This window comes from Burkholderia sp. AU38729, from assembly GCF_020419725.1.
Lineage (GTDB): Bacteria > Pseudomonadota > Gammaproteobacteria > Burkholderiales > Burkholderiaceae > Burkholderia.
Window position 1 is genome coordinate 999,744 of the sequence record NZ_JAIZQO010000001.1, and the last position, 22,286, is coordinate 1,022,029.

23 protein-coding genes are annotated in these 22,286 nt (G+C 68.1%); 17 read left to right on the forward strand and 6 right to left on the reverse strand.

Features of this window, described 5'->3' with window-relative positions:
• Together LGM56_RS04365 and LGM56_RS04370 are read left to right on the forward strand one after the other, a co-directional pair.
• Window positions 1-1,158, forward strand: coding sequence for a DUF1501 domain-containing protein (locus LGM56_RS04365; protein WP_413226747.1), 1,158 nt, complete (start codon window positions 1-3; stop codon window positions 1,156-1,158).
• 62 nt (window positions 1,159-1,220) lie between these two features.
• Window positions 1,221-1,439, forward strand: coding sequence for a YXWGXW repeat-containing protein (locus LGM56_RS04370; protein WP_041493558.1), 219 nt, complete (start codon window positions 1,221-1,223; stop codon window positions 1,437-1,439).
• Between the two features lie 38 nt (window positions 1,440-1,477).
• Here the strand turns inward: LGM56_RS04370 and LGM56_RS04375 are convergent, their stop codons facing one another.
• Complete coding sequence (locus tag LGM56_RS04375; protein ID WP_226203035.1) at window positions 1,478-2,671, reverse strand: tyrosine-type recombinase/integrase; 1,194 nt, start codon at window positions 2,669-2,671, stop codon at window positions 1,478-1,480.
• Between the two features lie 94 nt (window positions 2,672-2,765).
• Complete coding sequence (locus tag LGM56_RS04380) at window positions 2,766-2,879, reverse strand: SDR family oxidoreductase (protein ID WP_226203037.1); 114 nt, start codon at window positions 2,877-2,879, stop codon at window positions 2,766-2,768.
• 90 nt (window positions 2,880-2,969) lie between these two features.
• On the opposite strand from LGM56_RS04380, the gene LGM56_RS04385 reads away from it, so the two are divergent.
• Window positions 2,970-3,350: a DUF4377 domain-containing protein gene (locus tag LGM56_RS04385; RefSeq protein ID WP_226203039.1), complete on the forward strand. Its 381-nt coding sequence runs from the start codon at window positions 2,970-2,972 to the stop codon at window positions 3,348-3,350.
• A 9-nt stretch (window positions 3,351-3,359) separates the two neighbouring features.
• Here the strand turns inward: LGM56_RS04385 and LGM56_RS04390 are convergent, their stop codons facing one another.
• Window positions 3,360-4,748, reverse strand: a complete 1,389-nt coding sequence (locus LGM56_RS04390; RefSeq protein ID WP_226203041.1) for a DHA2 family efflux MFS transporter permease subunit — start codon at window positions 4,746-4,748, stop codon at window positions 3,360-3,362.
• Window positions 4,749-4,905: 157 nt separating this feature from the next.
• Here LGM56_RS04390 and LGM56_RS04395 point away from each other — a divergent pair, with 157 nt between their 5' ends.
• Window positions 4,906-5,766: a LysR family transcriptional regulator gene (locus LGM56_RS04395; protein ID WP_089496816.1), complete on the forward strand. Its 861-nt coding sequence runs from the start codon at window positions 4,906-4,908 to the stop codon at window positions 5,764-5,766.
• Window positions 5,767-5,817: 51 nt separating this feature from the next.
• Here LGM56_RS04395 and LGM56_RS04400 read toward each other — a convergent pair whose 3' ends face one another.
• Window positions 5,818-6,168 (reverse strand): VOC family protein, encoded by a 351-nt coding sequence (locus LGM56_RS04400; RefSeq protein ID WP_226203043.1) that lies wholly within the window; start codon window positions 6,166-6,168, stop codon window positions 5,818-5,820.
• 258 nt (window positions 6,169-6,426) lie between these two features.
• Between LGM56_RS04400 and LGM56_RS04405 the strand changes: the two genes are divergently transcribed.
• From LGM56_RS04405 to LGM56_RS04435, 7 genes are all read left to right on the forward strand, one after another.
• Window positions 6,427-7,566 carry an LLM class flavin-dependent oxidoreductase gene (locus tag LGM56_RS04405; protein ID WP_039350902.1) on the forward strand — a complete coding sequence of 380 codons (1,140 nt, stop codon included), beginning with the start codon at window positions 6,427-6,429 and terminating at the stop codon, window positions 7,564-7,566.
• Between the two features lie 163 nt (window positions 7,567-7,729).
• Complete coding sequence (locus LGM56_RS04410) at window positions 7,730-8,923, forward strand: acyl-CoA dehydrogenase family protein (RefSeq protein ID WP_226203045.1); 1,194 nt, start codon at window positions 7,730-7,732, stop codon at window positions 8,921-8,923.
• A 10-nt stretch (window positions 8,924-8,933) separates the two neighbouring features.
• Complete coding sequence (locus LGM56_RS04415) at window positions 8,934-10,691, forward strand: FAD-dependent oxidoreductase (protein WP_226203047.1); 1,758 nt, start codon at window positions 8,934-8,936, stop codon at window positions 10,689-10,691.
• Complete coding sequence (locus tag LGM56_RS04420) at window positions 10,691-11,209, forward strand: flavin reductase family protein (protein WP_089429085.1); 519 nt, start codon at window positions 10,691-10,693, stop codon at window positions 11,207-11,209. The genes LGM56_RS04415 and LGM56_RS04420 overlap by 1 nt, the downstream gene beginning before the upstream one ends.
• A gap of 15 nt (window positions 11,210-11,224) precedes the next feature.
• Complete coding sequence (locus tag LGM56_RS04425; RefSeq protein ID WP_226203049.1) at window positions 11,225-12,286, forward strand: ferredoxin--NADP reductase; 1,062 nt, start codon at window positions 11,225-11,227, stop codon at window positions 12,284-12,286.
• 39 nt (window positions 12,287-12,325) lie between these two features.
• Window positions 12,326-13,912 (forward strand): FadD3 family acyl-CoA ligase, encoded by a 1,587-nt coding sequence (locus tag LGM56_RS04430; protein ID WP_319000748.1) that lies wholly within the window; start codon window positions 12,326-12,328, stop codon window positions 13,910-13,912.
• Between the two features lie 32 nt (window positions 13,913-13,944).
• The gene (locus LGM56_RS04435; protein WP_226203053.1) at window positions 13,945-14,718 is read left to right on the forward strand and encodes an SDR family NAD(P)-dependent oxidoreductase; all 774 of its coding nucleotides are present in this window, start codon (window positions 13,945-13,947) and stop codon (window positions 14,716-14,718) included.
• A gap of 76 nt (window positions 14,719-14,794) precedes the next feature.
• Here the strand turns inward: LGM56_RS04435 and LGM56_RS04440 are convergent, their stop codons facing one another.
• Both LGM56_RS04440 and LGM56_RS04445 read right to left on the reverse strand, forming a co-directional pair.
• Window positions 14,795-16,030 carry an acyltransferase family protein gene (locus tag LGM56_RS04440; protein WP_226203055.1) on the reverse strand — a complete coding sequence of 412 codons (1,236 nt, stop codon included), beginning with the start codon at window positions 16,028-16,030 and terminating at the stop codon, window positions 14,795-14,797.
• A 303-nt stretch (window positions 16,031-16,333) separates the two neighbouring features.
• Entirely contained in the window at window positions 16,334-16,999 is a 666-nt protein-coding gene (locus LGM56_RS04445; protein WP_226203057.1) for a class I SAM-dependent methyltransferase, read from the reverse strand.
• Window positions 17,000-17,753: 754 nt separating this feature from the next.
• On the opposite strand from LGM56_RS04445, the gene LGM56_RS04450 reads away from it, so the two are divergent.
• The 6 genes from LGM56_RS04450 to LGM56_RS04475 all read left to right on the forward strand — a co-directional run bounded on the left by LGM56_RS04450 (window position 17,754) and on the right by LGM56_RS04475 (window position 22,281).
• Entirely contained in the window at window positions 17,754-18,437 is a 684-nt protein-coding gene (locus LGM56_RS04450) for a hypothetical protein (RefSeq protein ID WP_226203059.1), read from the forward strand.
• 397 nt (window positions 18,438-18,834) lie between these two features.
• Window positions 18,835-19,071 carry a FitA-like ribbon-helix-helix domain-containing protein gene (locus tag LGM56_RS04455; RefSeq protein WP_039351245.1) on the forward strand — a complete coding sequence of 79 codons (237 nt, stop codon included), beginning with the start codon at window positions 18,835-18,837 and terminating at the stop codon, window positions 19,069-19,071.
• The gene (locus tag LGM56_RS04460; protein WP_226203062.1) at window positions 19,058-19,474 is read left to right on the forward strand and encodes a type II toxin-antitoxin system VapC family toxin; all 417 of its coding nucleotides are present in this window, start codon (window positions 19,058-19,060) and stop codon (window positions 19,472-19,474) included. The genes LGM56_RS04455 and LGM56_RS04460 overlap by 14 nt, the downstream gene beginning before the upstream one ends.
• 199 nt (window positions 19,475-19,673) lie before the next feature.
• A complete protein-coding gene (locus LGM56_RS04465) occupies window positions 19,674-20,570 on the forward strand; it encodes a VOC family protein (protein ID WP_089427358.1) in 897 nt (298 codons plus the stop codon).
• 9 nt (window positions 20,571-20,579) lie between these two features.
• Window positions 20,580-21,473 carry a CoA transferase subunit A gene (locus tag LGM56_RS04470; protein WP_226203064.1) on the forward strand — a complete coding sequence of 298 codons (894 nt, stop codon included), beginning with the start codon at window positions 20,580-20,582 and terminating at the stop codon, window positions 21,471-21,473.
• 10 nt (window positions 21,474-21,483) lie between these two features.
• Window positions 21,484-22,281, forward strand: a complete 798-nt coding sequence (locus LGM56_RS04475) for a CoA-transferase subunit beta (protein ID WP_226203066.1) — start codon at window positions 21,484-21,486, stop codon at window positions 22,279-22,281.
• Window positions 22,282-22,286: the final 5 nt, after the last annotated feature.

The following is a 22,286-nucleotide window of genomic DNA, read 5'->3' on the forward strand; positions in this document are numbered from 1 at the left end:
ATGGCACTGTCCCGCCGACAATTCCTGAGCGTGGCCGCCGCCGGCGCAGGCGCGATCCTCGTCGCACCGCGGATCGTGTTCGCGAACGTCGAGACCGATCGGCGCTTCGTGTTCGTGATCCAGCGCGGCGCGGCCGACGGCCTGAATATCGTCGTCCCGTATGCCGAACCCGCGTATGCGTCGCTGCGCGGTGCGCTGGCGATCGACACGTCGGCCGCGACGCGGCTCGACGGCACGTTCGCGCTGCATCCGTCGCTCGTGCAGACCGCGCAGTTGTACCGCGACGGGCAGGCGCTGTTCGTTCATGCGATTGCCTCGCCGTATCGCGACCGCTCGCATTTCGACGGGCAGAACGTGCTCGAGACGGGTGGCCGCGCGCCGTACCAGGTGAAGGACGGGTGGCTGAACCGGCTCGCCGCGCTGCTGCCGGCTACGCGCGAAAGTGCGATCGCGTTCGCGCCGACCGTGCCGCTCGGGTTGCGCGGCACCGTGCAGGCCGCGTCGTACGCGCCGTCCGGTTTGCCGGCCGCACCGGACGACCTGCTCGCACGCGTGTCGGCGCTCTACGAGGCCGATGCGCAGCTTGGCCCGTTGTGGCAGTCGGCGATGGACGCGCGCGGCCTCGCCGGCGATGCGCATGCGCGACAGGATCCGGCGGGCGTCGGCAAGCTCGCCGCGACGTTCCTCGCGCGCGACGACGGCCCGCGCATCGCGATGATCGAGACGGGCGGCTGGGACACGCACAGCGCGCAGAACGCACGGCTCGCGAATCAGCTGAAAGCGCTCGACACGATGCTCGCCGCGTTGCGCGACGGCCTCGGGCCCGCGTGGCAGCAAACCACGGTGCTGGTTGCAACCGAGTTCGGCCGCACGGCGGCCGCGAACGGCACGGGCGGCACCGATCACGGGCAGGCATCCGTCGCGATGCTGGCGGGCGGCGCGGTCGCGGGCGGCCGCGTGATCGCCGACTGGCCGGGGTTGAGGCCGGGCGACCTGTACGAAGGGCGCGACCTGAAACCGACCGCGTCGCTCGACGCGCTGATCTCGGGCGCCGCCGCCGACAGCCTGCGGCTCGATCCGCGCCGTACCGCGTCCGCGCTGTTTGCGGAAAGCGGTGCGACGCGGCCGATGAGCGGGCTGATTCGCGCAACCGCGTGACGCGCGACGTTGCCGCTTCGGCAATGAATCCATTCACGACACAAAAGGGAGAATCCAGGATGATCAAGATCCGATCCGTTTCGCTCGCCATGCTGGTGACGGCCAGTGCGGCGCTGATGTCCGCGTGCGTGGTCGAACCCGTGCGGCCGCCGCAGCCGGCGCCCGTCGTCGAGGTGCCGCCTCCGATGCCTGCGCCGGGCTATCGCTGGGCGAAGGGGCATTACCGGTGGGCCGGCAATCACTGGGCGTGGGTGCCCGGGCACTGGGTGGGCGTGTACTGATCGAGTGTGACGCGGCGGGCGGGCGGGGCGGATGCCGCCTACCACCCGATCCGGTGCTTCTCCTCCGTCTCGCGATGCCGCCAGTCGTCGTCCGCGTGCAGGTACTGGCTCGTGGTCGTGAGCGACACGTGGCCGAGGTTGTCGCGCACGAGCCGCAGGTCGACGCGGCCGTCGGCCATGTGCGAACCCGCGCTGTGGCGCAGCCAGTGCGCGGACGCCTGTTCGAGCACGCGCGCCTGCTGCTCGCCGGCTTCGCCGTTCGCACGCAGCCGGTCGGCCGCGTGCCGGAACACCTGCTTCACGATCCGGTGCAGCGCCGCGCGCGTGAGCGGCTTGCGCGCGTGGCCGACCGGCAGCACGAGCGGCGTGGCCTCGCCGTCGGACGGCAACGCGGGCAGGCCATGCGCGCGCCGGTAGCGCGACAGCTCGGCCATCATCTCGTCGGTGGCCGGCACGAGCCGCTGCCGGCCGCCTTTGCCCGTCACGTCGAGCCACCAGCGGTCGCGCCCGTCCGCGTCGCGCCGGCAGAAGAACTGGCCCATCGTCGTGTCGGCCGCTTCGGTGATGCGCAGCCCGCCGAGATACAGCAGCGTGAACAGCCAGCGCGCGCGATCGGCATGGAAGCGTGCCCGCGCGTCGTCGCGCGGCATCGCGGCGATCGCGTCCTTGACCGACTGCCACAGCGGCTGCCCGAGATGGCGCGTGACGCGCGGCGCGGGCCGGCGCTGCCGTTGGCGCGACAACGCGAGCGGATTGCCGGCGAGATAGCCGGCCTGCACGAGCCACGAGAACATCACGTTCAGGATCACCAATGCCTGCCGCTGGCTGGCCGCCGACAGCGGCCCGTAGAACGGCCGCCAGCGCGGATCGTCGCGCGGATGCTTGCGTCCGCCGTTCGCACACCACAGCTCGGCGGGCGCAGGTGCGAGCAGGAACTGCCGGTAGACGACGAGATCCTCGTGCGTGAGCGACGACAGCGGCTTGCCGCACGCGATCACGGCCCACAGCAGCAGGCGTTCGGCTTCCTTGCGGTAGTTCTGGAACGTGGTCGGCGTATCGACGAAGCGGGCGAGCCACGCGCGCACCGCGTCGAGGTCGTTGGTCGCGGCAATCTGCGGATGCGCGCTGCTCGAGCGGTTGGTGCCGGTGCGTCCGTCGAGCGCGGCCGGCACGGTGAGTGCATCGATCGGCAGCGGGCGCAGCGCGGTGTCGGACGGAACGGGTGAGGTCATGCGAGGCGAGGTGCGCTGTGCAGATCGCACGCATGTGAAAAGGCGGACGAACGCTGCGCGATCAGGCATATCGGGAAGCGTCGATGGTACACGATCAGCACACGGTGAATTCGCCGTCGCCAGCGAGCGCCTGACCGGTGACGAAACGCGCGGCGGGCGAGCACAGCCACGTGACCGATTCCGCGATGTCGCGCGGCTCGCCGAGCATGAAGGGGGTGTGATTCCTGTAAGCTATTTGTGAACTTTCTTGTCGTGGGGGCCTCTAATCGGCCCTTCAACGCTTCCAGAGGAATACCCGATGATTCGCCCATCCAGAACGCTGCTCGGCGCGGCCGTCATTGCCGGCAGCACGCTCCTCGCCGGATGCCAGACCGATGCGGTCGCCACGCAGCCGAACGCGGTGCGCCCGGCGGACAGCAAACCGGTGACCAAGACCGTGTACGTCGCGCCGCAATCCGCGCGCTGCACGGGCGTCGCTCCGATGGAGTGCCTGCAGGTGCGCAACAGCCCCAACGAGCCGTGGAGCCTGTGGTACGCCGGTATCGAAGGCTTCGCGTACCAGCCCGGCTACCTGTACACGCTCGAAATCGACGAGTACCGCGTCGCGCAGCCGCCGGCCGACGGTTCGTCGATCCGCTGGGTGCTCAAGCGCGTCGTCGAGCGCCGCCAGGCGAACTGACGGCCGCGCTCACGCGGACGGGCGTGCGGCCGCGCTGGCCGGCGGCGCGGCCGTATCGATCCGCCGGAACACGACGGACGACAACAGCGTCACCACGCCCATGCACGCGAACGACAGCATGAACCCGTGCGCCATCGAGCCCCAATAGGCGGCAAACAGGTTGACGAGGCCGCCGCCGATCGACACGCCGAGCCCCATCGCCAGCATCTGCATCATCGTGAACAGGCTGTTGCCGCTGCCGGCGTCGGCATGCGACAGCCCTTTCAACGTCACGCCGTTCATCGCCGCGAACTGCATCGAGTTCGCCGTGCCGAACACGATCAGCAGCGCGCCTTCCAGCAGCGGCGCGGGCCGCGCCGACACCAGCGCGAACCCCGCGATCGCACATCCGACGATCCCCGTATTCACGACCAGAAATGCCGCGTAGCCGAACCGCTTCACGAGCGGCGCGATCCAGCGTTTCGCGATGACGCCCGCGATCGCGGCCGGCAGCATCATCAGCCCCGACTGCAGCGGCGTATAGCCGAGCTGCACCTGCATCAGCAGCGGCAGCATGAACGGCACGGAACTCGTGCCGATCCGGCACAGCAAATTGCCGAGCAGGCCCGAGCCGAAGTTGGGCTCACGGAACAACCCGAGCCGGAACAGCGGCTGCGCGCGGCGCCGTGCGTGCGGCAGGTACGCAAGCGCGCTCGCCAGCCCGACCACGGCGAGCCCGGCCGCCCATGCGGCGCGATGCGCGGGCATCGGCGGGTCGATCGCGAGCGACAGCGCGATCATCGCGACCGACAGCAGCGCACAGCCGACGAAGTCGAACGGCGGCGGCTGGTGCGCCTGGTCGTGCGGCAGGTAGCGCTGCACGGCGACGAACCCGACCACGCCGACCGGCACGTTGACGATGAACACCCAGTGCCAGGAAATCGCCTGCGTGAGCCAGCCGCCGAGCGTCGGCCCGACGATCGGCCCGAGCTGGCCGGCGATCGACACGAACGCGATCGCCGCGACGTACTGTTCGCCCGGCACGCGGCGCAGCACGGCGAGCCGGCCGATCGGCAGCAGCATCGACCCGCCGATGCCCTGCAGCGCACGCGCGGCGACGAGCTGGCCGAGCGTATGCGATGCCGCGCAGCCGATCGAGGCGAGCACGAACACGAGAATCGCGAGCGAGAACACGCGGCGCGTGCCGAACCGGTCGGCGAGCCAGCCGGACGCCGGCGTGAGCATCGCCATCGTCAGCGTATAGACGACCACGACGGGCTGCATCGCGAGCGGCGACGCATGCAGGCTTTGCGCGATCGAAGGCAGGGCGGTGTTGACGATTGTCGTGTCGAGCGACTGCATGAAGAATGCAGCGGCGACGATCCAGAGCAGCGCGGAATGTGTGGGTTCCCGGGACATGGCGAAATCGGTGGTGCAAAGGCCGGCGCGGAGGGCGCCTTCACGCGGTTGCGTGGCGCCTGCGGTCTCCAAGCGCACGATGGTACCGATTCCGATGGTCATCGGGAAGTGGCCTCAAGACGTTGACTGTCATCGGTAATGCCGATGACAATGCGCCATGCTCAATCCCGTCTGGCTCAACACGTTCGCGACCGTCACGAACTGCCGCAGCTTCACCGAAGCCGGCCGGCAGCTCGGGCTCAACCAGTCGAGCGTCAGCGAACACATCCGTCGTCTCGAGGAGAGCGTCGGCCGGCGGCTGTTCGTGCGCGACACGCATTCGATCGCGATGACGGCCGACGGCGAGGCGCTGCTCGTGCATGCAAACGTGATCCTGCAGGCGCTGAACCGCGCGGAGTCGCAGTTCCGCAAGCCGAGGCTGCAGGGGCTGGTGCGGCTCGGCGCGCCGGACGACCTCGCGCTCGTCGCGTTGCCGGACGTGCTCGCCGGGTTTCGCGCCGCGCACCCGGACGTCGCACTGGAGATCACCACCGGCATGACGAGCCGGCTCTGCGAAGGGCTGGACGCGGGCGCGCTCGACCTGATGATCGGCAAGCGGCGGCTCGGCGAACGGCGCGGCACGCCGCTCTTGCGCACGCGGCTCGAATGGGTCGCGCGGCCCGGCACCGTCGTCGATCCGGAGCGGCCGCTGCCGCTCGTGCTGGTCGCCGAGCCGAGCGTGACGCGCGCGATCGTCCTGAACGCGCTCGCGGAGAAGGGGATCGGCTGGGAGGTCGTGTGTTCGAGCAGCAGCCAGCCGGGCTGCATCGCGGCCGCCCGCGCCGGGCTCGGGCTGACCGCGACGTCGCACTATCTGTCGACGCGCGGGCTCGCGCCGCTGGTGAACGGCGATGCGCTGCCGGTGCTGCCCGACATCGAATTCATCGCGCTGGCCGCGAAGCGGCTCAGCCAACCGGCGCGCACGCTGCTCGAATTGCTCGAAGCGAGCGACCTGAGCACGCCGGGCGCGCACGCTTAGCCAACTCGCCGCGCACGAGGCGCCCGTTTCCGGCGCCCGTGCGGCGTGCGGTCAAGTGGCCCGTTTCTGCGAAATCACGAGCAGTGCGCCGTTCTTGTCCTCCAGCACCGCGCGGTATTCGTGCGGCCCGGCCTGCACGGGCACGCGCACCGACGCGCCGGCCTTCACGACCCGCGCCATCGCCGCATACAGGTCGTCGCCCTCGTCGACGCGCAGCGTAAGCGCCGCGCGCTCGACGATCTGCTCGTCGCCCGCGACCAGCGCGATCGTCAGCGGGCCGCCGTCGAGCGCGCAATAACGGTCGCCGTCGCGAAACTTCACGGTCAGGCCCAGTCCGTCGACGAACAGCGGCAGCGCCGTGTCGATGTCGTCGACCGGATACAGCAGCATCGATACCTTCATTCCCTCTCTCCCTTGTCGTTGGTCGGCGCGCGCTACGCGCCCGCCGTTCGATGCTAGCGCGCCGTCCGCGCGCTCACGCAGTCCGATCGGATGACGGTGAAACCCCTCTGTCCTCGCGGGCGCGCCGGTACTCCGAACAGACGATGCCCGCGCCCGTGCGCGCGCCGACACTCCCATTCGTGGACCGTCGCGCTTCGTCCGTATCGTGCGGGCGGGCTGCACGACCCGACTCGTCCAACAACCATGGAGACGCACGCAATGAAGTTTTCCCTCATCTACGAAGCCCAGACCACCGACGCATCGCGCGAGGGCGACCACCGGGTATTCAAGGAGACGGTCGAACAGGCGCTGCTCGCCGAGCAGGTCGGCTTCGACACGATCTGGTGCGTCGAGCACACGTCGCTGACCAACTATGCGCACATGAGCGCGCCGGAAACCTTCCTTGCGTACCTGGCCGGCCGCACGACGCGCATCGGCCTCGGCCACGGCGTCGTGTGCCTGCCGCCGGCGATGAACCACCCGATCAAGGTCGCGGAGCGCGTCGCGCTGCTCGACATCCTGTCCGGCGGCCGCGTGCACTTCGGCGTCGGCAAGGGCGGCAGCCAGCAGGAAGCCGGCGCGTTCGGCTATGACCTCAACGAACTGCAGCCGATGATCGACGAATCGATGTACCTCGTGCCGAAGATGTTCGTGCAGGACGAGATCGAGCACGACGGCAAGTACATCAAGATTCCGAAGCGTCCGATCCACCCGAAGCCGTTCCAGGATCCGCATCCGCCGATGTACCTCGCGTGTACCAACACCGACGCGCTGCTGCGCGCCGGCCAGCGCGGGATGGGCGCGCTGGTGCTCGGCTTCGGCGGCCCCGACGAAGTCGCGAAGAAGAACGCCGTGTACCGCGAAGCGTGGGCGAACCGCAAGCCGGAAGACCAGGTCGGCTTCCGCCCGACCCAGCACCTCGCGGCGCTGTGCCCGACGGTCGTGATGGCCGACGGCCAGGCCGCCCGCAAGATCGGCATCCGCGGCCAGCGCTACTTCATGGAATCGCTCGCGTACTGGTACACGGGCGGCGAGCGTCCGGACCCGGCGAAGTGGGGCGACGACCTCGTGCAGGCCGATACCGGCGAGATGGTGATCCGCTCGCGCTTCGCGTCGGAGGAGGTCGTCGTGAACTTCGCCGACCCGGCGCTCGCGATGATGAACCCGAACCACGCATACGGCACGGTGGACGACTGCATCGGCTATGTCGGCCGTCTGCAGGAAGCCGGCGTCGACGAAGTGCTGTTCCTGTGCCAGATGGGCACGGTGCCGCACGACGCGCAGATGGAGACGATCCGCAACATCGGCGAGCACGTGATCCCGTTCTTCAACAAGGAGAAGGAACGCGCCTGCGCGTGATGCACCGGGCCGCGCCCGTCGTCCGGTCGGACGATGCGGCGCGCTCGCGCGAAGCCGACCATCGGTGGTGGCGAGCATCGCCCGCGGCCAGGCCGCGCCGAACAACTTTGAACGAGAGCGGGGCACGCGCCGCGGCGCATCACCCGCTTCACAGGAGACATTCGTGCATCGCGACAACGATTCGAACGCACTGGCCGCCACGCTGATCGCCCGGGCCGAGGCACTGGCGCCGACGCTGGCCGGCCGCGCCGCGCAGGCGGACGCGCAGGGCCGCATCCCGGCCGAGACGATCGCCGACATGCAGGCCGCCGGCTTCTTCAAGGTGCTGCAGCCGAAGCGCTACGGCGGCTACGAGCTCGATCCGCAGGCGTTCTTCGACATCCAGATGGCGCTCGCGCGCGGCTGCATGTCGACCGCGTGGGTGTACGGCGTCGTCGGCGTGCACAACTGGCAGCTCGCGCTGTTCGACGAACGCGCGCAGCAGGACGTGTGGGGCAGCGATCCGGCGACGCTGATCGCGTCGACCTACATGCCGGTCGGTCGCGTGACGCCGGTCGACGGCGGCTTCCGCCTGTCGGGCCACTGGAAGTTCTCGAGCGGCAGCGAACTGTGCGAGTGGGTGTTCCTCGGCGCGCTGGTGCCGCCGGCCGTTGCCGGCCAGCCGCCCGAATACCGCACCTTCCTGCTGCCGAAAGCCGACTACCGGATCCAGCAGGACTGGGACGTGCTCGGCCTGCGCGCGACGGGCAGCCACGACATCGTCGTCGACGACGTGTTCGTGCCCGCGTACCGCACGCACAAGGCGATCGACGGGATGATGGGCACGAGCCCGGGCCTCGCCGTCAACGACGCGCCGCTGTTCAAGCTGCCGTTCGCGCAGATCTTCGTGCGCGCGGTGTGCACATCGTGCATCGGCGCGCTGCAGGGCGCGCTCGACGATTTCACCGGCTATGCGGCCACGCGCGTGTCGGCCAACAGCGGCGCGAAGACGACCGACGATCCGGGCGCGCAGAACGCGTGTGCGAACGCGGCCGTCGCGATCGACGAGATGCAGGTGCTGCTCAAGCGCAATTTCGCGGAACTGATGGCGTCGGTCACCGGCGGCCCGGCCGTGTCGATCGAGCGCCGCGTGCATTTCCGCTACCAGTCCGCGCAGGTCGCCGAGCGCTGCGCGCAAGCCGCGAACGCGCTGCTGCGCTACGCGGGCGGCAACGGCATCTATCACCGCAATCCGCTGGTGCGCCGCTTCCTCGACCTGCATGCGGCCCGCGCGCACTACGCGAACAACGTGGACCGCTTCGGCCAGAACCTCGGCGCCGTGATGCTCGGCCGCGAGAACACCGACTTCTTCATCTGACGAGGCAGCGATGAACGACCCGCAAGCACAGCAATACGTGTTCGACGTGGTGGTCGTCGGTTCGGGCGCGGGCGCGCTGCTCGCCGCGTGCCGCGCGGCCGACCGCGGCCTGTCCGTCGTCGTGATCGAGAAGACGGCGCTGTACGGCGGCACGTCGGCCGTCTCCGGCGGCGGCATCTGGGTGCCGTGCAACCACCACATCGCCGAGCTCGGCGTGACCGATTCGCGCGAGGCCGCGCGCGGCTACATCGAAGCCTGTGTGGCCGGCGAATCGACGCCCGAGAAGATCGACACCTATCTCGACCGCGCGCCGGAGATGCTGCGCTACCTGGAAACGAAGACGCCGGTGCGTTACCAGTCGCTGCCGAAATACGCGGACTACTTCCAGAAGGTGCCGGGTGCGATGCCGGGCTACCGCGCGCTCGATCCGATGCCGTTCGACGGCGGGCTGCTCGGCGACGAACTCGACCGGCTGCGGCCGGCGTCGCCCGGCACGCTGATCGGCGGGCGCGTGGCGGTGACGTCGAAGGAGGCGCACACGCTGTTCTCGCGCGGGCCCGGCTTCATGAAGCTCGCGATCGCGCAGTTCGGCCGTTACTGGCTCGATATCGGGATGCGCCGCCGCACGCGGCGCGACCGGCGCCTGACGCTCGGCAACGCGCTGATCGGCGGGCTGCGCCGTGCGCTGCTCGACCGTAACGTACCCGTGTGGCTCGACACGCCGATGCGCGACCTGCTCGACGTGGACGGCCGCGTGACCGGCGTGCGCGCGCAGCGCTTCGGGCAGCTCGTGACGATCGTCGCGCGGCATGGCGTGATCCTCGGCGCGGGCGGTTTCGAGCGCAACCAGCCGATGCGCGAGCGCTACCTGCCGCAGCCGACGCAGGCGCAGTGGAGCGCGACGCCGCCGGCCAACACCGGCGACGCGATCGCCGAAGGCCACCGGCTCGGCGGCGCGCTGGCGTTGATGACGCACGTGTGGGGCGCGCCGACGGTCGGTGTCGCGGGCGAGGAGAAGCAGCGCGCGCTGTTCGTCGAGCGCAACCTGCCGGGCTGCGTGATCGTGAACCGCCTCGGCAAGCGCTTCGTCAACGAAGCCGCGCCGTATTCCGAATTCGTGCCGGCGATGTATCGCGACCATGCGCGCACCGGCGCGAACGTGCCGGCGTGGATGGTGTTCGACGCGCGGTTTCGCCGCAAGTATCCGTGCGGGCCGATCATGCCGGCGTCGATGATGCCCGATTCACGGATTCCGGCCGCGTTCCGCGACGTGATCGTGAAGGCCGACACGATCGACGCGCTCGCGGCGCGCATCGGCATCGACACGGCCGGCCTGCACGACACGCTGCGCGACATGGCCCGCTACGCGGCAACCGGGATCGACGAAGCGTTCGGCAAGGGCGACAACCTGTTCGACACGTACTACGGCGATCCACAGAACAAACCGAACCCGTGCCTCGGGCCGGTCGACCAGGCGCCGTTCTACGCGGTGCGGATCGACGCGGGCGATATCGGCACGAAAGGCGGGCTCGTCACCGACGTGCATGCCCGCGTGCTGCGCGCCGACGGCGAGCCGATCGACGGCCTGTATGCGATCGGCAACACCAGCGCCTCGATGATGGGCGCGAGCTACCCCGGCGCGGGCTCGACGCTCGGTCCGGCGATGACCTTCGGGTATCTCGCCGCCGACCACCTGGCTGCTCGCGCGGCCGACGCCGGCGGCCAATCCGCCCGGCCATCCACGACTGAACTTGACGGAGTCCAATGATGAGCGATCTCACCACCCATCCGCTGCGCACCGACATGCTGCTCGCGATGCGCCGCCTCGCGCGCTCCGTCACGGTCATCAGCAGCGCGCACGACGGCCGGCGCTATTCGATGTCCGCGACGGCGGTCGATTCGCTGTCGACCGATCCGCCCTCGCTGCTGATCTGCATCAACCGCAGTGCGTCGCTGTATCCGCCGCTCGACGCGGGCGCCGGGTTCTGCGTGAACGTGTTGTCGGCGGCCCACGAAGGCATCGCGATCGACTGCAGCGGCCGCCTGAAGGGAGAGGCGCGCTTCACGACCGGCGACTGGCACACGTCGGCGCTAGGCGTGCCGTATCTGCGCGACGCGCAGGCGAGCCTCGTGTGCGAGCAGGACGGCCGCTTCGAATACGGCACGCACACGGTGTTCATCGGGCGTATCCGCGAGGTGCTGATGAGCGGCGATGTCGACCCGCTCGTCTATCTCGACGGCGCCTACACGACGCCCGGCGCGCCGGTGGCCCGTGCGGCCGCGTGACGTGAGGAGCCGGCCATGAGCGATTCGCGCTTCCATCGGCTGACCGTGGCCGACGTGATTGCCGAAAGCGACGACGCGTGCTCGTTCGTGTTCGACGTGCCGGCCGCGTTGCGCGACGCCTTCGCGTACCGGCCCGGTCAGTTCCTGACGCTGAACGTGCCGTGCGCGGACGCGACCGTCGCGCGCTGTTATTCGCTGTCGAGCGCGCCCGGCATCGACGCCGCGCCGAAGATCACCGTCAAGCGCGTGCGCGACGGCCGCGCGTCGAACTGGCTGTGCGACCGCGTGAAGGCGGGCGATGCGCTCGACGTGCTGCCGCCGGCCGGCGTGTTCACGCCGCGCACGCTCGACGGCGACCTGCTGCTGTTCGCGGGCGGCAGCGGCATCACGCCGGTGTTGTCGATCCTGAAGTCGGCGCTCGTGCACGGACGCGGGATGCTGACGCTGATCTACGCGAACCGCGACGAGCGCTCGGTGATTTTCCGCGCCGAGCTGCAGCAGCTCGCGCAGCGCCATCCGGGCCGCGTGCGCGTGATGCACTGGCTCGACAGCGTGCAGGGCATTCCGCAGCAGCGCCATCTCGAGGAACTCGCGCGGCCGTTCAGCCAGCAGGAGACGTTCATCTGCGGGCCCGCGCTGTTCATGGAGAACGCGCTGGCCGCGATGCTCGGCCTCGGGCTGCCGCGCTCGCGGGTCCATGTCGAGCGTTTCGCCTCGCTGCCCGATGCGCCGGCGCCGGCATCGGCGTCGGCGGATACGACGGCGTCAAGCGTCGCAGCGGCGGCCTCGGCATCCGGCGATGGCGCGGCGATCGAGACGGTGCTGGACGGCGACGCGTTCGCGTTCGACAGTGCCCCCGGCGAAACGCTGCTCGACGCGATGCTGCGCGCGGGCGTGCCGGCGCCGAATTCCTGCCGGATGGGGCAATGCGGCGCGTGCATGTGCCGGATCGAGCGCGGCGAGGTCGCGCTCGACAGCAACCACGTGCTCGACGACGACGAGATCGCGGCCGGCTGGACGCTCGCCTGTTGCGCACGGCCCGCGAGCGACGCGCTGCGCGTGGTGTTTCCCGACTGAGCCGTCGCGCGCCGGCGGCGCGCACGGTCACCCTGATCTATGACGATGGACAACGAAATCCTGACCACGCCCGCGCTGATCGCCCGGGCAGCCGCGCGCCACGGCGCGCATCCGGCGATCGAGTCGGAGCATGGCCGGCTGACCTACGCGGAACTCGACGCGGCGCGCGTCGCCGCGGCCCGCGCGCTGCTCGCGAGCGGTATCGAGACAGGCGACCGCGTCGCGGTGTGGGCGCCGAACCTGCCGGAATGGATCGTCGCGGCGTTGGCGATCCACACCGTCGGTGCGATCCTCGTGCCGGTCAATACGCGGATGAAGGGGATGGAGGTGGGCGGCATCCTGCACGACGGCGGCGCGCGGCTGCTGTTCTGCTGCGGCACCTTCCTCGGCGAATCGTATCCGGCGATGCTCGCGCCGCACCGGCCCGCGACGCTCGAGCGCGTCGTCGTGTTCGACGGCGAACTGCCTTCAGGCGCGCGCGACGAGACATGGAACGCGTTCCTCGCACGCGGCGCCGAGGTGCCGCTGGCCGCGGTGCGCGAACGCGAAGCGCAGGTCACGCCCGACACCGTGATGGACCTGATGTTTACGTCCGGCACGACGGGCCGCCCGAAGGGCGTGATGACCGCCCACGGCCAGAACTTGCGCGCCGCGCAGGCATGGGCGGCGATCGCCGGCGTGCGCGCCGACGACCGCTACCTGATCGTCAATCCGTTCTTTCACACGTTCGGCTACAAGGCCGGCTGGCTCGCCGCGCTGTCGAGCGGCGCAACCGTGCTGCCGCATCTCGTGTTCCAGCCGGCCGACGTGCTGCGGCGCGTCGCCGACGACCGCGTGTCGGTGCTGCCCGGCCCGCCGACGCTGTACTACGCGCTGCTCGATGCGCCCGATCGTGCGACGCGCGACCTGTCGTCGCTGCGGATCGCGGTGACGGGCGCCGCGGCGATCGCGCCGAGCCTGATCGAGCGGATGCGCGCGGAGCTCGGCTTCGAGACGGTGCTGACCGGCTACGGGCTGACCGAATCGTGCGGCTTCGCGACGCTGTGCCGCCGGGGCGACGATGCGGCGACGGTTGCCTATACGTCGGGGCGCCCGATGCCGGAGGTCGAATTGCGCATCGCGGGCGAAGGCGGTGAGCCGCTCGGGCCGGACGAAACCGGCGAAATCTGGGTGCGCGGCTACAACGTGATGCGCGGCTACTTCAACCAGCCGGACGCGACGCGCGAGACCGTCGATGCGGACGGCTGGCTGCATACGGGCGATCTCGGCTGCGTCGATGCGAACGGTAACCTGAAGATCACCGATCGCATCAAGGACATGTTCATCGTCGGTGGCTTCAACTGCTATCCGGCCGAGATCGAGCGGCTGCTCGCCGCGCATCCGGCGATCGCGCAGGTCGCGCTGGTCGGCGTGCCCGATACGCGGCTCGGCGAAGTCGGGCATGCGTATGTCGTGCTGCGGCCGGGCGCGCATGCCGACGCCGACGAACTGAACGACTGGGCGCGCCGCAACATGGCGAACTACAAGGTGCCGCGGCATTTCACGTTCGTCGAGCAATTGCCGACGAGCGCGGCCGGCAAGGTGCTGAAGTACCGCCTGCGGGCGGGGACCGAGGCGGCGGCCTGAGCGGCGCCGCGACACACGAACGGGATGAACGCATGAACGACAACGGGTTTCCGCGGGGCGCGGTGCTGGTGTTCGGCGGCAGCGGTGGGATCGGGCAGGGTGTCGCGCTCGAGTTTGCGCGTGCCGGCGTGCCGGTCGCGGTGGGCTATCGGAGCAAGGCCGACGTGGCCGAGCGCGTCGCGCGCGAGATTCGCGGCGAAGGCGTTGCGGCCACCACGCACTGCGTGGACGTGACCGATCCCGCCCAGGTCGAGGCCGCGCTCGCGGCCGCGATCGGCGCGCATGGTCGCGTGCATACGGTCGTCTGGGCGGCGGGGCCGTTCGTGAACCAGCGTTACATCGGCGACATGACGCACGACGACTGGCGCCGCGCGATCGACGTCGAGACAGTCGGCTTCTTCGTGGCGGCGAAGGCTGCGTTGCCGCACTTCCGTGCGTCGGGCGGCGGATCGTTCGTGACGCTAGGCTCGGCCGGGCACTTGCGCTGGCCGGATCGCGACGGGTTGTCGGTCGCGCCGAAGGCGGCGAACGAGGCGCTGGTCAAGGGGCTGGCGCGCGAGGAAGGGCGTTACGACATTCGCGCGAATTCGATCCTGGTCGGCGTGATCGAGGCCGGGATGTTTCCGGTGCTGCTCGAACAGGGGCAATTCGACCAGGCGTGGATCGACGAGACGCAGAAGATGCTCGCGCTCAAGCGCTGGGGGAAGGCGCATGACGTCGGGCGGGCGGCGGTGTTCCTGGCGTCGGACCGGGCCAATTACATCACCGGGCAGCAGTTGAATGTGTCGGGTGGGTATGGGTTGTAGCACGGCCGACCGAACGCGAAGGGCTGACCGCTCGTTGCGAGCGGCCTTTGCATTTCCGATTCGCGTGACGGCCCTGCTACCGATGCTCGATGTGTTGCACGTTCGCAAGCACTTCCGGCGAACGCTTTGCCGGGGTTTCCGGCCGGACTGCGGGAACGCTCACAGCATTGCACCCGCTTCGCTCATCGCTGTTCCCCATGACCTTGTCGCGAAGCCGGATGTAGGGCTGCTCGACGAACTTGTATGTCAGATGTGCGAATGCGAAATAGAAGCCGGCGAGGGTGACATACAGGATGAGTGTCGTGCGATGACTTTCGATTGACCAACCGTATTTTGCAAACATGCCGAGCACCAGTGTCAGCATGCAGATGTGTCCCAGGTAGAGGGAATACGAAATCCGACTGGTCCAGTCGATGAAACGATCGAGCAGACGACTGCCCGACGTGCGAATGGTCATCGCTGCGGGAAGCAACGCGGCGATGACGACGGACAGCATCGGGTATGCCATGGTGCGGACGATGGCGTTGGTGACGAGATAAGGCGCACCGCACGCGAAGTAGAGCGTCAGGGCGGCAAAAATCGGCAACGCAAATTTCCAGAGCGATGCAAGACGCGCAAACTGTTTCGGTCGTTCGATGCGGATATACGCCACGATTACCCCAATGAACAGGGAATCCAGCCGGCACAAGACGATGGATCGAACATGACGATCGACATCCGATAGCGACTGGGCATGCCAACCAAAAACGATCCTTGCGACAAGCGGGCCAACGATGAACACGGCGCACGTTGCGAGCATCGCACGTCCGTTCGACTTCAGCATTCCTGCGGCGGCGAGAAATATGCACGGGAGCAACAGGTAGAACCATTCCTCCACGGCCAGGCTCCACGAGTGCTCGAAGAATGGTCCTATCGGCCACGCCAGATTCTGGAGAAAGAGGAAGAACGGCCAGGCGACGTCGAGCGATGCCGGGCCGTGGTAGTCGAAGCGTAGATAGACGAGCAGGAAGAAGGCATAGAGCGGGAGGGTGCGTGCCCAGCGGCGCTTCCAGAAATCAAGAACATCGCCCGGGGCCTTGAGCTTGCCCGCTTTCCGGGACCGGATCAGTACGCTTCCAATCAGGAACCCGCTCAGAACGTAAAAGATCTCTACGCCGATCGTCCCCTGTGCCGAGAAGTACCACCGCAGCCACGCCGGCGGCGCCCCGTGCGCCACGGTATGGCTGGCGAGAACGAGGAGAACCGCGAGCGCGCGCAGTATATCCAGGCCGAATACGCGCGGACTATTGGGGGGCGGAGCGGACTTCGTCATCGATAACGTGGGTGGGTTGGACGCCGAAGTGTAAATCAACCTGGCGGTCAGAAACGCTGGGTCCCCAGAAGGAACAGCGATGCCATGACGATGCGGGTTCGCACCCGGATCGAATGCATCGCTGCATCCGGAAAGCGTTGCCGGATTTGCACGGCAGGCGGTAGCAATGTCCGATTGCGGTCGCCATGCCGCGATTCCGGCCGACCGGTTCGGACTGTGGAATTCAGGGGGGCGGGAATGCGCGAGTGGTGAATCGTTCCGATGGGTGCGAATGAATTGAACGGCCGCACCCTGCGTCGCCGATCAGAGTTTGCGCATCACGCAACCGATATGGTCAGCGCGATCAGGGGAGAGCGTTTCGATCGTCGCCAGGCCCTCGATTTCGCGGCAGATACTGAATGTCTCGTTTCGATTCGAGATCAGGAAATCGCGCCCGTCGACGTGGAAGTTCCATTGGTGGAAGCCTTCCCAGTTCTCGTTCAGCGCCTCGTTCGCAGCATGCTCGGTCGCAATGAAGCCACCGGGTTTCGTCACGGCGACCATTTGTCGAAACGCTTCGACCGGATTGTAGCTGTGGTCGAGCGTGTTCTTCGCATAGGTCAGGTCGAACGTGTTTGCCGGAAACATCGTGGTCAGGCATTCGCTTTCGCACTGCCGGGTTTTGATGAGGGGAAGCCCTGAGGGAAAATCCAGGCGGCTGTACAGATCGCCCAGCGCATCGACGGCGGTGATGTCCAGCGGCATGCCGTTCATCTTCTTGCCCAGCACCGTCATCGGGCCGGCACCCACGTCGAGGATCTTCGGATTCGGAATGCCGTTCAGCAGCTCGGCCATCCATGGATGTACTTCGGTGTCGGGGTTGATGCGGAACTGAAAATCTTCCGGCCACGGACCGCCCTTCGTATCCAACCACTTCGACCAGAATTCGATTTCGTTATCGATTCCGCTAGACCACTGCAGTTTTTGCATTGTGTCCGTCCAGAGGGTATGGACGGACGATTCTATCATCCGCTGGCCGGCTGTCGTCGGTCGATGAAACTTCGGGCGATGCGGGAATCGGTGCGGTGTAGTGACCGGTTGCGGCTCGCACGACGACCCGTTCGCGCAGCATGCGTGAACCGGCATCCGTATTCCCCCTGACCTGCCGGGCACGCTTGCGTATCGGCCTCGCCCACGCCCTGTGCGAGGTCACACCTTTGCAACGTTTCTTCGATGCATGCGGCCACGTCCGATCGACGGTAACGGAGACGGACGTGCGCTGACGGCCGTCCGGCCTTGTTCGGCGTGCATCGCGATATCGATGCGTGCGCACACAATCGCGCGCTGCGGCGTCGCGTGCCGGATATCGATACGTTCCTGAAACGTTTCTCCCGATTTCGCCCAGCACGACGGCGAGCGTTTGGATGCGACGCTTGCTGCGCATGGATTTGCGTGGCATGGCACGTGCCTTGCGGTGGACCCGGTGCCGTCAGTGCAGACGAATCTCGCCAGAACGATCAGGGCATCGGCGGCATGTAACGACATCGAAACAAACGGGGAATCGGATCGGGGCGTGGGCGCCGCCTGGAGCGGCGTACATGCCGCGCATGTCGTATTGGTCATGCGCAAGGGGCAACGCGTTCCCGATCCGTCGAACAGCAAGCGTGCTTGCAAGGTGTCGTGCCGGGGTTCGCGTCACGCGTGGCGGCACAGGCCACGTGCGTTGGCGAGGCGCGCCCGGCACATGTCGGGGGAGGCGCCCGTGAAAACGACGGTGAAACAATGGGCAGCGGTCGCGGTGACGTGTGCCGCGAGCATGCATGTCCTCGCGCAGGAGATCTACCTGCAGGGCGGCACGCAGGGCGTCGGCATCGGCGCGGCCGTGAGCTTCAATTCGATGCTGGGTGCGCATGCGGACTTCAATGCGATCGATATTTCGCATGACTTCACGGTAGCCGGCAATCGCTATCAGGACGACCTGAAGCTGCGCCAGGGCGGCCTGTACGCGGACCTCTTTCCATGGCGCGGCAGCGGCTTCCGGGCGACCCTCGGCCTGCGCTTCAACGACGACGATCTCCGTGGCGTATCGGTGCCGACCAATGGCGCTTATGTGTTCGGCGGCAAGCGCTATCCGGCGATGCCGGGGATGTTCGCGGTGGCGGAAGCGCGCTACCCGACCGTGATGCCGTACTTCGGGATCGGCTACGGGCACCGGCCGTCGTCGAAGGGGCTGGGCTTCGTTGCCGACCTCGGCGTGGCGTACGGGATACCGAAATGTTCGTACACGCTGTCGCCGGAACTGGCGGCCGCGGCCGGGCCGGCGAAGAGCCAGATCCTGGCCTCGAGCGGGCTGGATTCGCTGCGGCAGGTGATGTCGCGCTATCGGTGGTACCCGGTGTTGCAGATCGGGATCTCGTATCGGTTCTGAGTGGGTGAGACGTCGTTGCGTGTGCCGGTGCGGGCAATGCCGGCATTGCCGATACGGGCGGGGCAACGAGGGTTGGCAAGACTGCCGTCTGACGACCGACGCGAGTACGGCGCGTGGAGGCGGTGAATGCAGCCCCGTCGCTGCAGCGTGTGCGTGCGTCTTCGCAAGACGCGGTGAATAGCCAATCGGCCGTCTTTCCTGCCGTTCCGTTCCGGCTTACCTTGCAGACAGCAATTCGACCCGTCGGGCGAGCGGCGCATGCCGAGTGGATTCATGCGGCCCGTTGCCGTTCGCCGACGCCAATCACCGTCCTCTTTCCGTGAATGGAGATGATAGCAATGATTGCAATTCGCCCTCGTGGCGCTATCATTGATATCAAACCCGGATGGAGGAATTCATGGCAAATCTACTGGTGCGTAACGTGGATGACAGTATCGTTCAGAGCCTGCGCGAGCAGGCTGCGGCAAATGGCAGGAGTGCCGAGGCCGAACATCGGGCCATCCTGGCCGATGCGCTCGGCCGGCCGAAGCGAAAGACATTTGCGCAAGTGCTGATGAGCATGCCCGATGTTGGCGACGACGCGGATTTTCAACGTGTTCAGGATTCCGGCGAGGCCAGGCGTGTATTTGATTGATACGAACATCATCAGCGAAATCAGGAAGGGCAAGCGAACCAACCGGGGCGTGCGGGCGTTCTTCACGCAGGCCGCGGCGGACGCAAGCCCGCTTTACCTGTCCGTCGTGACGGTTGCTGAACTTCGCCGCGGCGTCGATCTGATCCGTCATCGCGGCGATCATCCTCAGGCGTCGGCGCTCGAGGCCTGGATGGCGACCATCCTGTCCGGCTATGCGCCGAACATCCTGCCGGTCGACATCGAGATCAGCCAGATGTGGGGGCATTTGCGCGTGCCCGATCCGACGCACGAACTCGACAAGCTGATCGCGGCCACCGCGCTGATCAACGATCTCACCGTGGTCACGCGCAACGTCGCGGATTTCGCCCGCACCGGCGTCCGGCTGCTGAACCCGTTCGACTGACCCGGGCTGCCGCGCCGCGGCGACCCGCACCTGCTCGCCGTCTCCTCCCGCATGCATGGCCCGTCCCACCGGGCTTCCGCGCGCACCTGCGCCGCGCCGATTCCCCGCCGCCTCTCGTCCCAACAGACGATGTAACACCACCCCCGACCGGCCAGAATCCTTTCACGAACAACGGATTCTGAACCTGGAGGAGGCCGACATGATCGATGTCCGTGCGCTTGGCTATGTCGTCGTCGAGGCGACCCGCGTCGACGCGTGGCGCCGCTATGCGGAAGACGTGCTGGGCATGCAGGCGCTCGACGCGCCCGACGGCGCGTTGTACCTGAAGATGGACGAGCGCGATTTCCGCTACGTGATCGTTCCCGGCTCGACCGACCGCTATTTCGCGTCGGGCTGGGAACTGCCCGACGGCGCCGCGTTCGATGCCGCGCTGGCGGCCCTGCAGCGGGCGGGCGTCGAGCCGGTGCGCGCGACCCGCGACGAAGCCGCGCTGCGCCGCGTGCAGGCGATGGCGTGGTGCACCGACCCGTCCGGCAATCGCCACGAGCTGTACTGGGGCGCGCGCTGCGACTTCCGCCGCTTCGTGTCGCCGCTGGGCGTCTCGCACTTCGTCACCGGCGACATGGGGCTCGGCCACGCGGTGCTGCCCGCGCCGCAGTTCGACGCGACCGACGCGTTCGTGCGCGGCGTGCTCGGCTTCGAGCTGTCCGACATCTTTCGGGTGAAGTTCACGCCCGATCCGGCCGAACCCGAGAAGCGCATCCACTTCATGCACTGCCGCAACGCGCGCCATCACAGCCTCGCGCTGTTCGAGATGGCCGTGCCGTCGGGCTGCGTGCACGTGATGGCGGAAGTCGGCTCGATGGACGAAGTCGGCCGCGCGCTCGATCGCGTGGCCGCGCACGACGTGAAGCTGTCCGCGACGCTGGGCCGCCACTGCAACGATCAGATGATCTCTTTCTACATGAAGACCCCCGGCGGCTTCGATCTCGAATACGGCTTCGGCGGCCTCACGGTCGACTGGTCGAAGCACGCGGTGTTCGAGGCCACGAAGGTGAGCCAGTGGGGCCACGATTTCAGCATCGGATACCGGTAAGCCAGCACGATGACGATGAAACCTCTCGACAAGACGATGTCCGCGCGCGACGTGGTCGCGCAACTCGCCGACGGCATGACGATCGGCATCGGCGGATGGGGGCCGCGGCGCAAGCCGATGGCGCTGGTGCGCGAAATCGCGCGCTCGAACCTGAAGGACCTGACGATCGTCGCGTACGGCGGCGCCGATGTCGGCCTGCTGTGCGCGGCGGACAAGGTGCGCAAGGTGGTGTTCGGCTTCGTGTCGCTCGACGTGATTCCGCTCGAACCGCATTTCCGCCGGGCCCGCGAGCACGGCCGCGTCGACGTGCTCGAACTCGACGAAGGGATGCTGCAGCTCGGCCTGCGCGCGGCCGCCGCGCGCCTGCCGTTCCTGCCGACCCGCGCCGGGCTCGGCACCGCGCTGCTCGATCACGCGCCGCAACTGCGCACCGTGCAATCGCCATATGACGACGGCGAGACGCTGCTCGCGATGCCCGCGATCGACCTCGACGTCGCGCTGCTGCACGTGAACGCGGCCGACCGGATGGGCAACACGCGCATCGATGGCCCCGATCCGTTCTTCGATGCGTGGATGGCCCGTGCCGCGCAGCGTTGCTACGTGTCGGCGGAAACGGTCGACGCGTCGCTCGCGAGCGAGGACCTCGATGCCGCCAAACGCAATCCGTTCGAGCGCTCGCTCGTCACCGGCGTCGTGCCTGCGCCGGGCGGCGCGCACCCGACGTCGTGCGGGCCGGCCTACGGCTGGGACCTGCCGCACCTGCGCGCGTACTGCGCGAGTGCGGAAGACGACGCGAAAACGACGGCGTACCTGCGCGACGTGGTCGGCCAGGACGAACGCCAGTACCTCGAAGGCGTCGGCGGCCTGTCGCACGTGACGACGCTGCCGTTGCCGATTCTGTAAAGGAGCGCCTGTGAGCGAATCTCTCGACCATTCCCTCGCGGAACTGATGATCGTCGCGTCCGCGCGACTCTGGCGCGACGACGGCGAAGTGCTGGCGACCGGCATCGGCACGGGCCCGCGGCTCGCGGCCGGTCTCGCGCGGCTCGCGTACAACAACGGGCTGATGCTGACGGACGGCGAAGCGTATCTCGTCGAGGAGCCGGTGCCGCTTGGGCCCCGACCCGACGGCTATCGCGTGAAGGCGAGCGGCTGGATGACCTACGAGCGCGTGTTCGACTGCCTGTGGCACGGCCGCCGCCACGCACTCGTGATGCCGACGCAGATCGACCGCTTCGGCCAGGCCAACATCTCGTGGCTCGGCAGCGACTACGCGCGCCCGAAAACCCAACTGCTCGGCGCGCGCGGCTTCCCCGGCAACACGACGAACCACGCGAACTCGTTCTTCGTCAGCGGCCACGGCAAGCGCACGTTCGTCGAACGCGAAGTCGACATGGTGTGCACGGTCGGCTACAACCCGGCGCGCCGGCTGCCCGGGATGAAGACCTTCGTCGACCTGCGCAGCATCGTCACCGACCTGTGCGTGATGGATTTCGGCGGGCCGGACCATGCGATCCGCGTGCGTTCGCTGCATCCGGGCGTGAGCTTCGACGAAGTGCAGGACGCGACGGGCTTCCCGCTGATCGCGGCGCCCGACATCGGCACGACGGCCCCGCCGACTGCGGAAGACCTGCGCATCGTCCGTGCGCTCGATCCGCACAACCTGCGCGCGACGATCGTGCGCAACGATCCGGCGCCGCGCCGGGGATGAGGCAC

What these genes read in the sequence shown, in the direction of transcription:
- LGM56_RS04395 (WP_089496816.1), top strand. Translation starts at nt 4,906, where the DNA reads ATGCTCAATCCCGTCTGGCTCAACACGTTCGCGACCGTCACGAACTGC.
- LGM56_RS04470 (WP_226203064.1), top strand. Translation starts at nt 20,580, where the DNA reads ATGACGATGAAACCTCTCGACAAGACGATGTCCGCGCGCGACGTGGTC.
- LGM56_RS04435 (WP_226203053.1), top strand. Translation starts at nt 13,945, where the DNA reads ATGAACGACAACGGGTTTCCGCGGGGCGCGGTGCTGGTGTTCGGCGGC.
- LGM56_RS04455 (WP_039351245.1), top strand. Translation starts at nt 18,835, where the DNA reads ATGGCAAATCTACTGGTGCGTAACGTGGATGACAGTATCGTTCAGAGC.
- LGM56_RS04465 (WP_089427358.1), top strand. Translation starts at nt 19,674, where the DNA reads ATGATCGATGTCCGTGCGCTTGGCTATGTCGTCGTCGAGGCGACCCGC.
- LGM56_RS04375 (WP_226203035.1), bottom strand. Translation starts at nt 2,671, where the DNA reads ATGACCTCACCCGTTCCGTCCGACACCGCGCTGCGCCCGCTGCCGATC.
- LGM56_RS04415 (WP_226203047.1), top strand. Translation starts at nt 8,934, where the DNA reads ATGAACGACCCGCAAGCACAGCAATACGTGTTCGACGTGGTGGTCGTC.
- LGM56_RS04420 (WP_089429085.1), top strand. Translation starts at nt 10,691, where the DNA reads ATGAGCGATCTCACCACCCATCCGCTGCGCACCGACATGCTGCTCGCG.
- LGM56_RS04445 (WP_226203057.1), bottom strand. Translation starts at nt 16,999, where the DNA reads ATGCAAAAACTGCAGTGGTCTAGCGGAATCGATAACGAAATCGAATTC.
- LGM56_RS04430 (WP_319000748.1), top strand. Translation starts at nt 12,326, where the DNA reads ATGACGATGGACAACGAAATCCTGACCACGCCCGCGCTGATCGCCCGG.
- LGM56_RS04390 (WP_226203041.1), bottom strand. Translation starts at nt 4,748, where the DNA reads ATGTCCCGGGAACCCACACATTCCGCGCTGCTCTGGATCGTCGCCGCT.
- LGM56_RS04365 (WP_413226747.1), top strand. Translation starts at nt 1, where the DNA reads ATGGCACTGTCCCGCCGACAATTCCTGAGCGTGGCCGCCGCCGGCGCA.
- LGM56_RS04380 (WP_226203037.1), bottom strand. Translation starts at nt 2,879, where the DNA reads ATGCTCGGCGAGCCGCGCGACATCGCGGAATCGGTCACGTGGCTGTGC.
- LGM56_RS04450 (WP_226203059.1), top strand. Translation starts at nt 17,754, where the DNA reads ATGTCGGGGGAGGCGCCCGTGAAAACGACGGTGAAACAATGGGCAGCG.
- LGM56_RS04385 (WP_226203039.1), top strand. Translation starts at nt 2,970, where the DNA reads ATGATTCGCCCATCCAGAACGCTGCTCGGCGCGGCCGTCATTGCCGGC.
- LGM56_RS04405 (WP_039350902.1), top strand. Translation starts at nt 6,427, where the DNA reads ATGAAGTTTTCCCTCATCTACGAAGCCCAGACCACCGACGCATCGCGC.
- LGM56_RS04425 (WP_226203049.1), top strand. Translation starts at nt 11,225, where the DNA reads ATGAGCGATTCGCGCTTCCATCGGCTGACCGTGGCCGACGTGATTGCC.
- LGM56_RS04440 (WP_226203055.1), bottom strand. Translation starts at nt 16,030, where the DNA reads ATGACGAAGTCCGCTCCGCCCCCCAATAGTCCGCGCGTATTCGGCCTG.
- LGM56_RS04400 (WP_226203043.1), bottom strand. Translation starts at nt 6,168, where the DNA reads ATGAAGGTATCGATGCTGCTGTATCCGGTCGACGACATCGACACGGCG.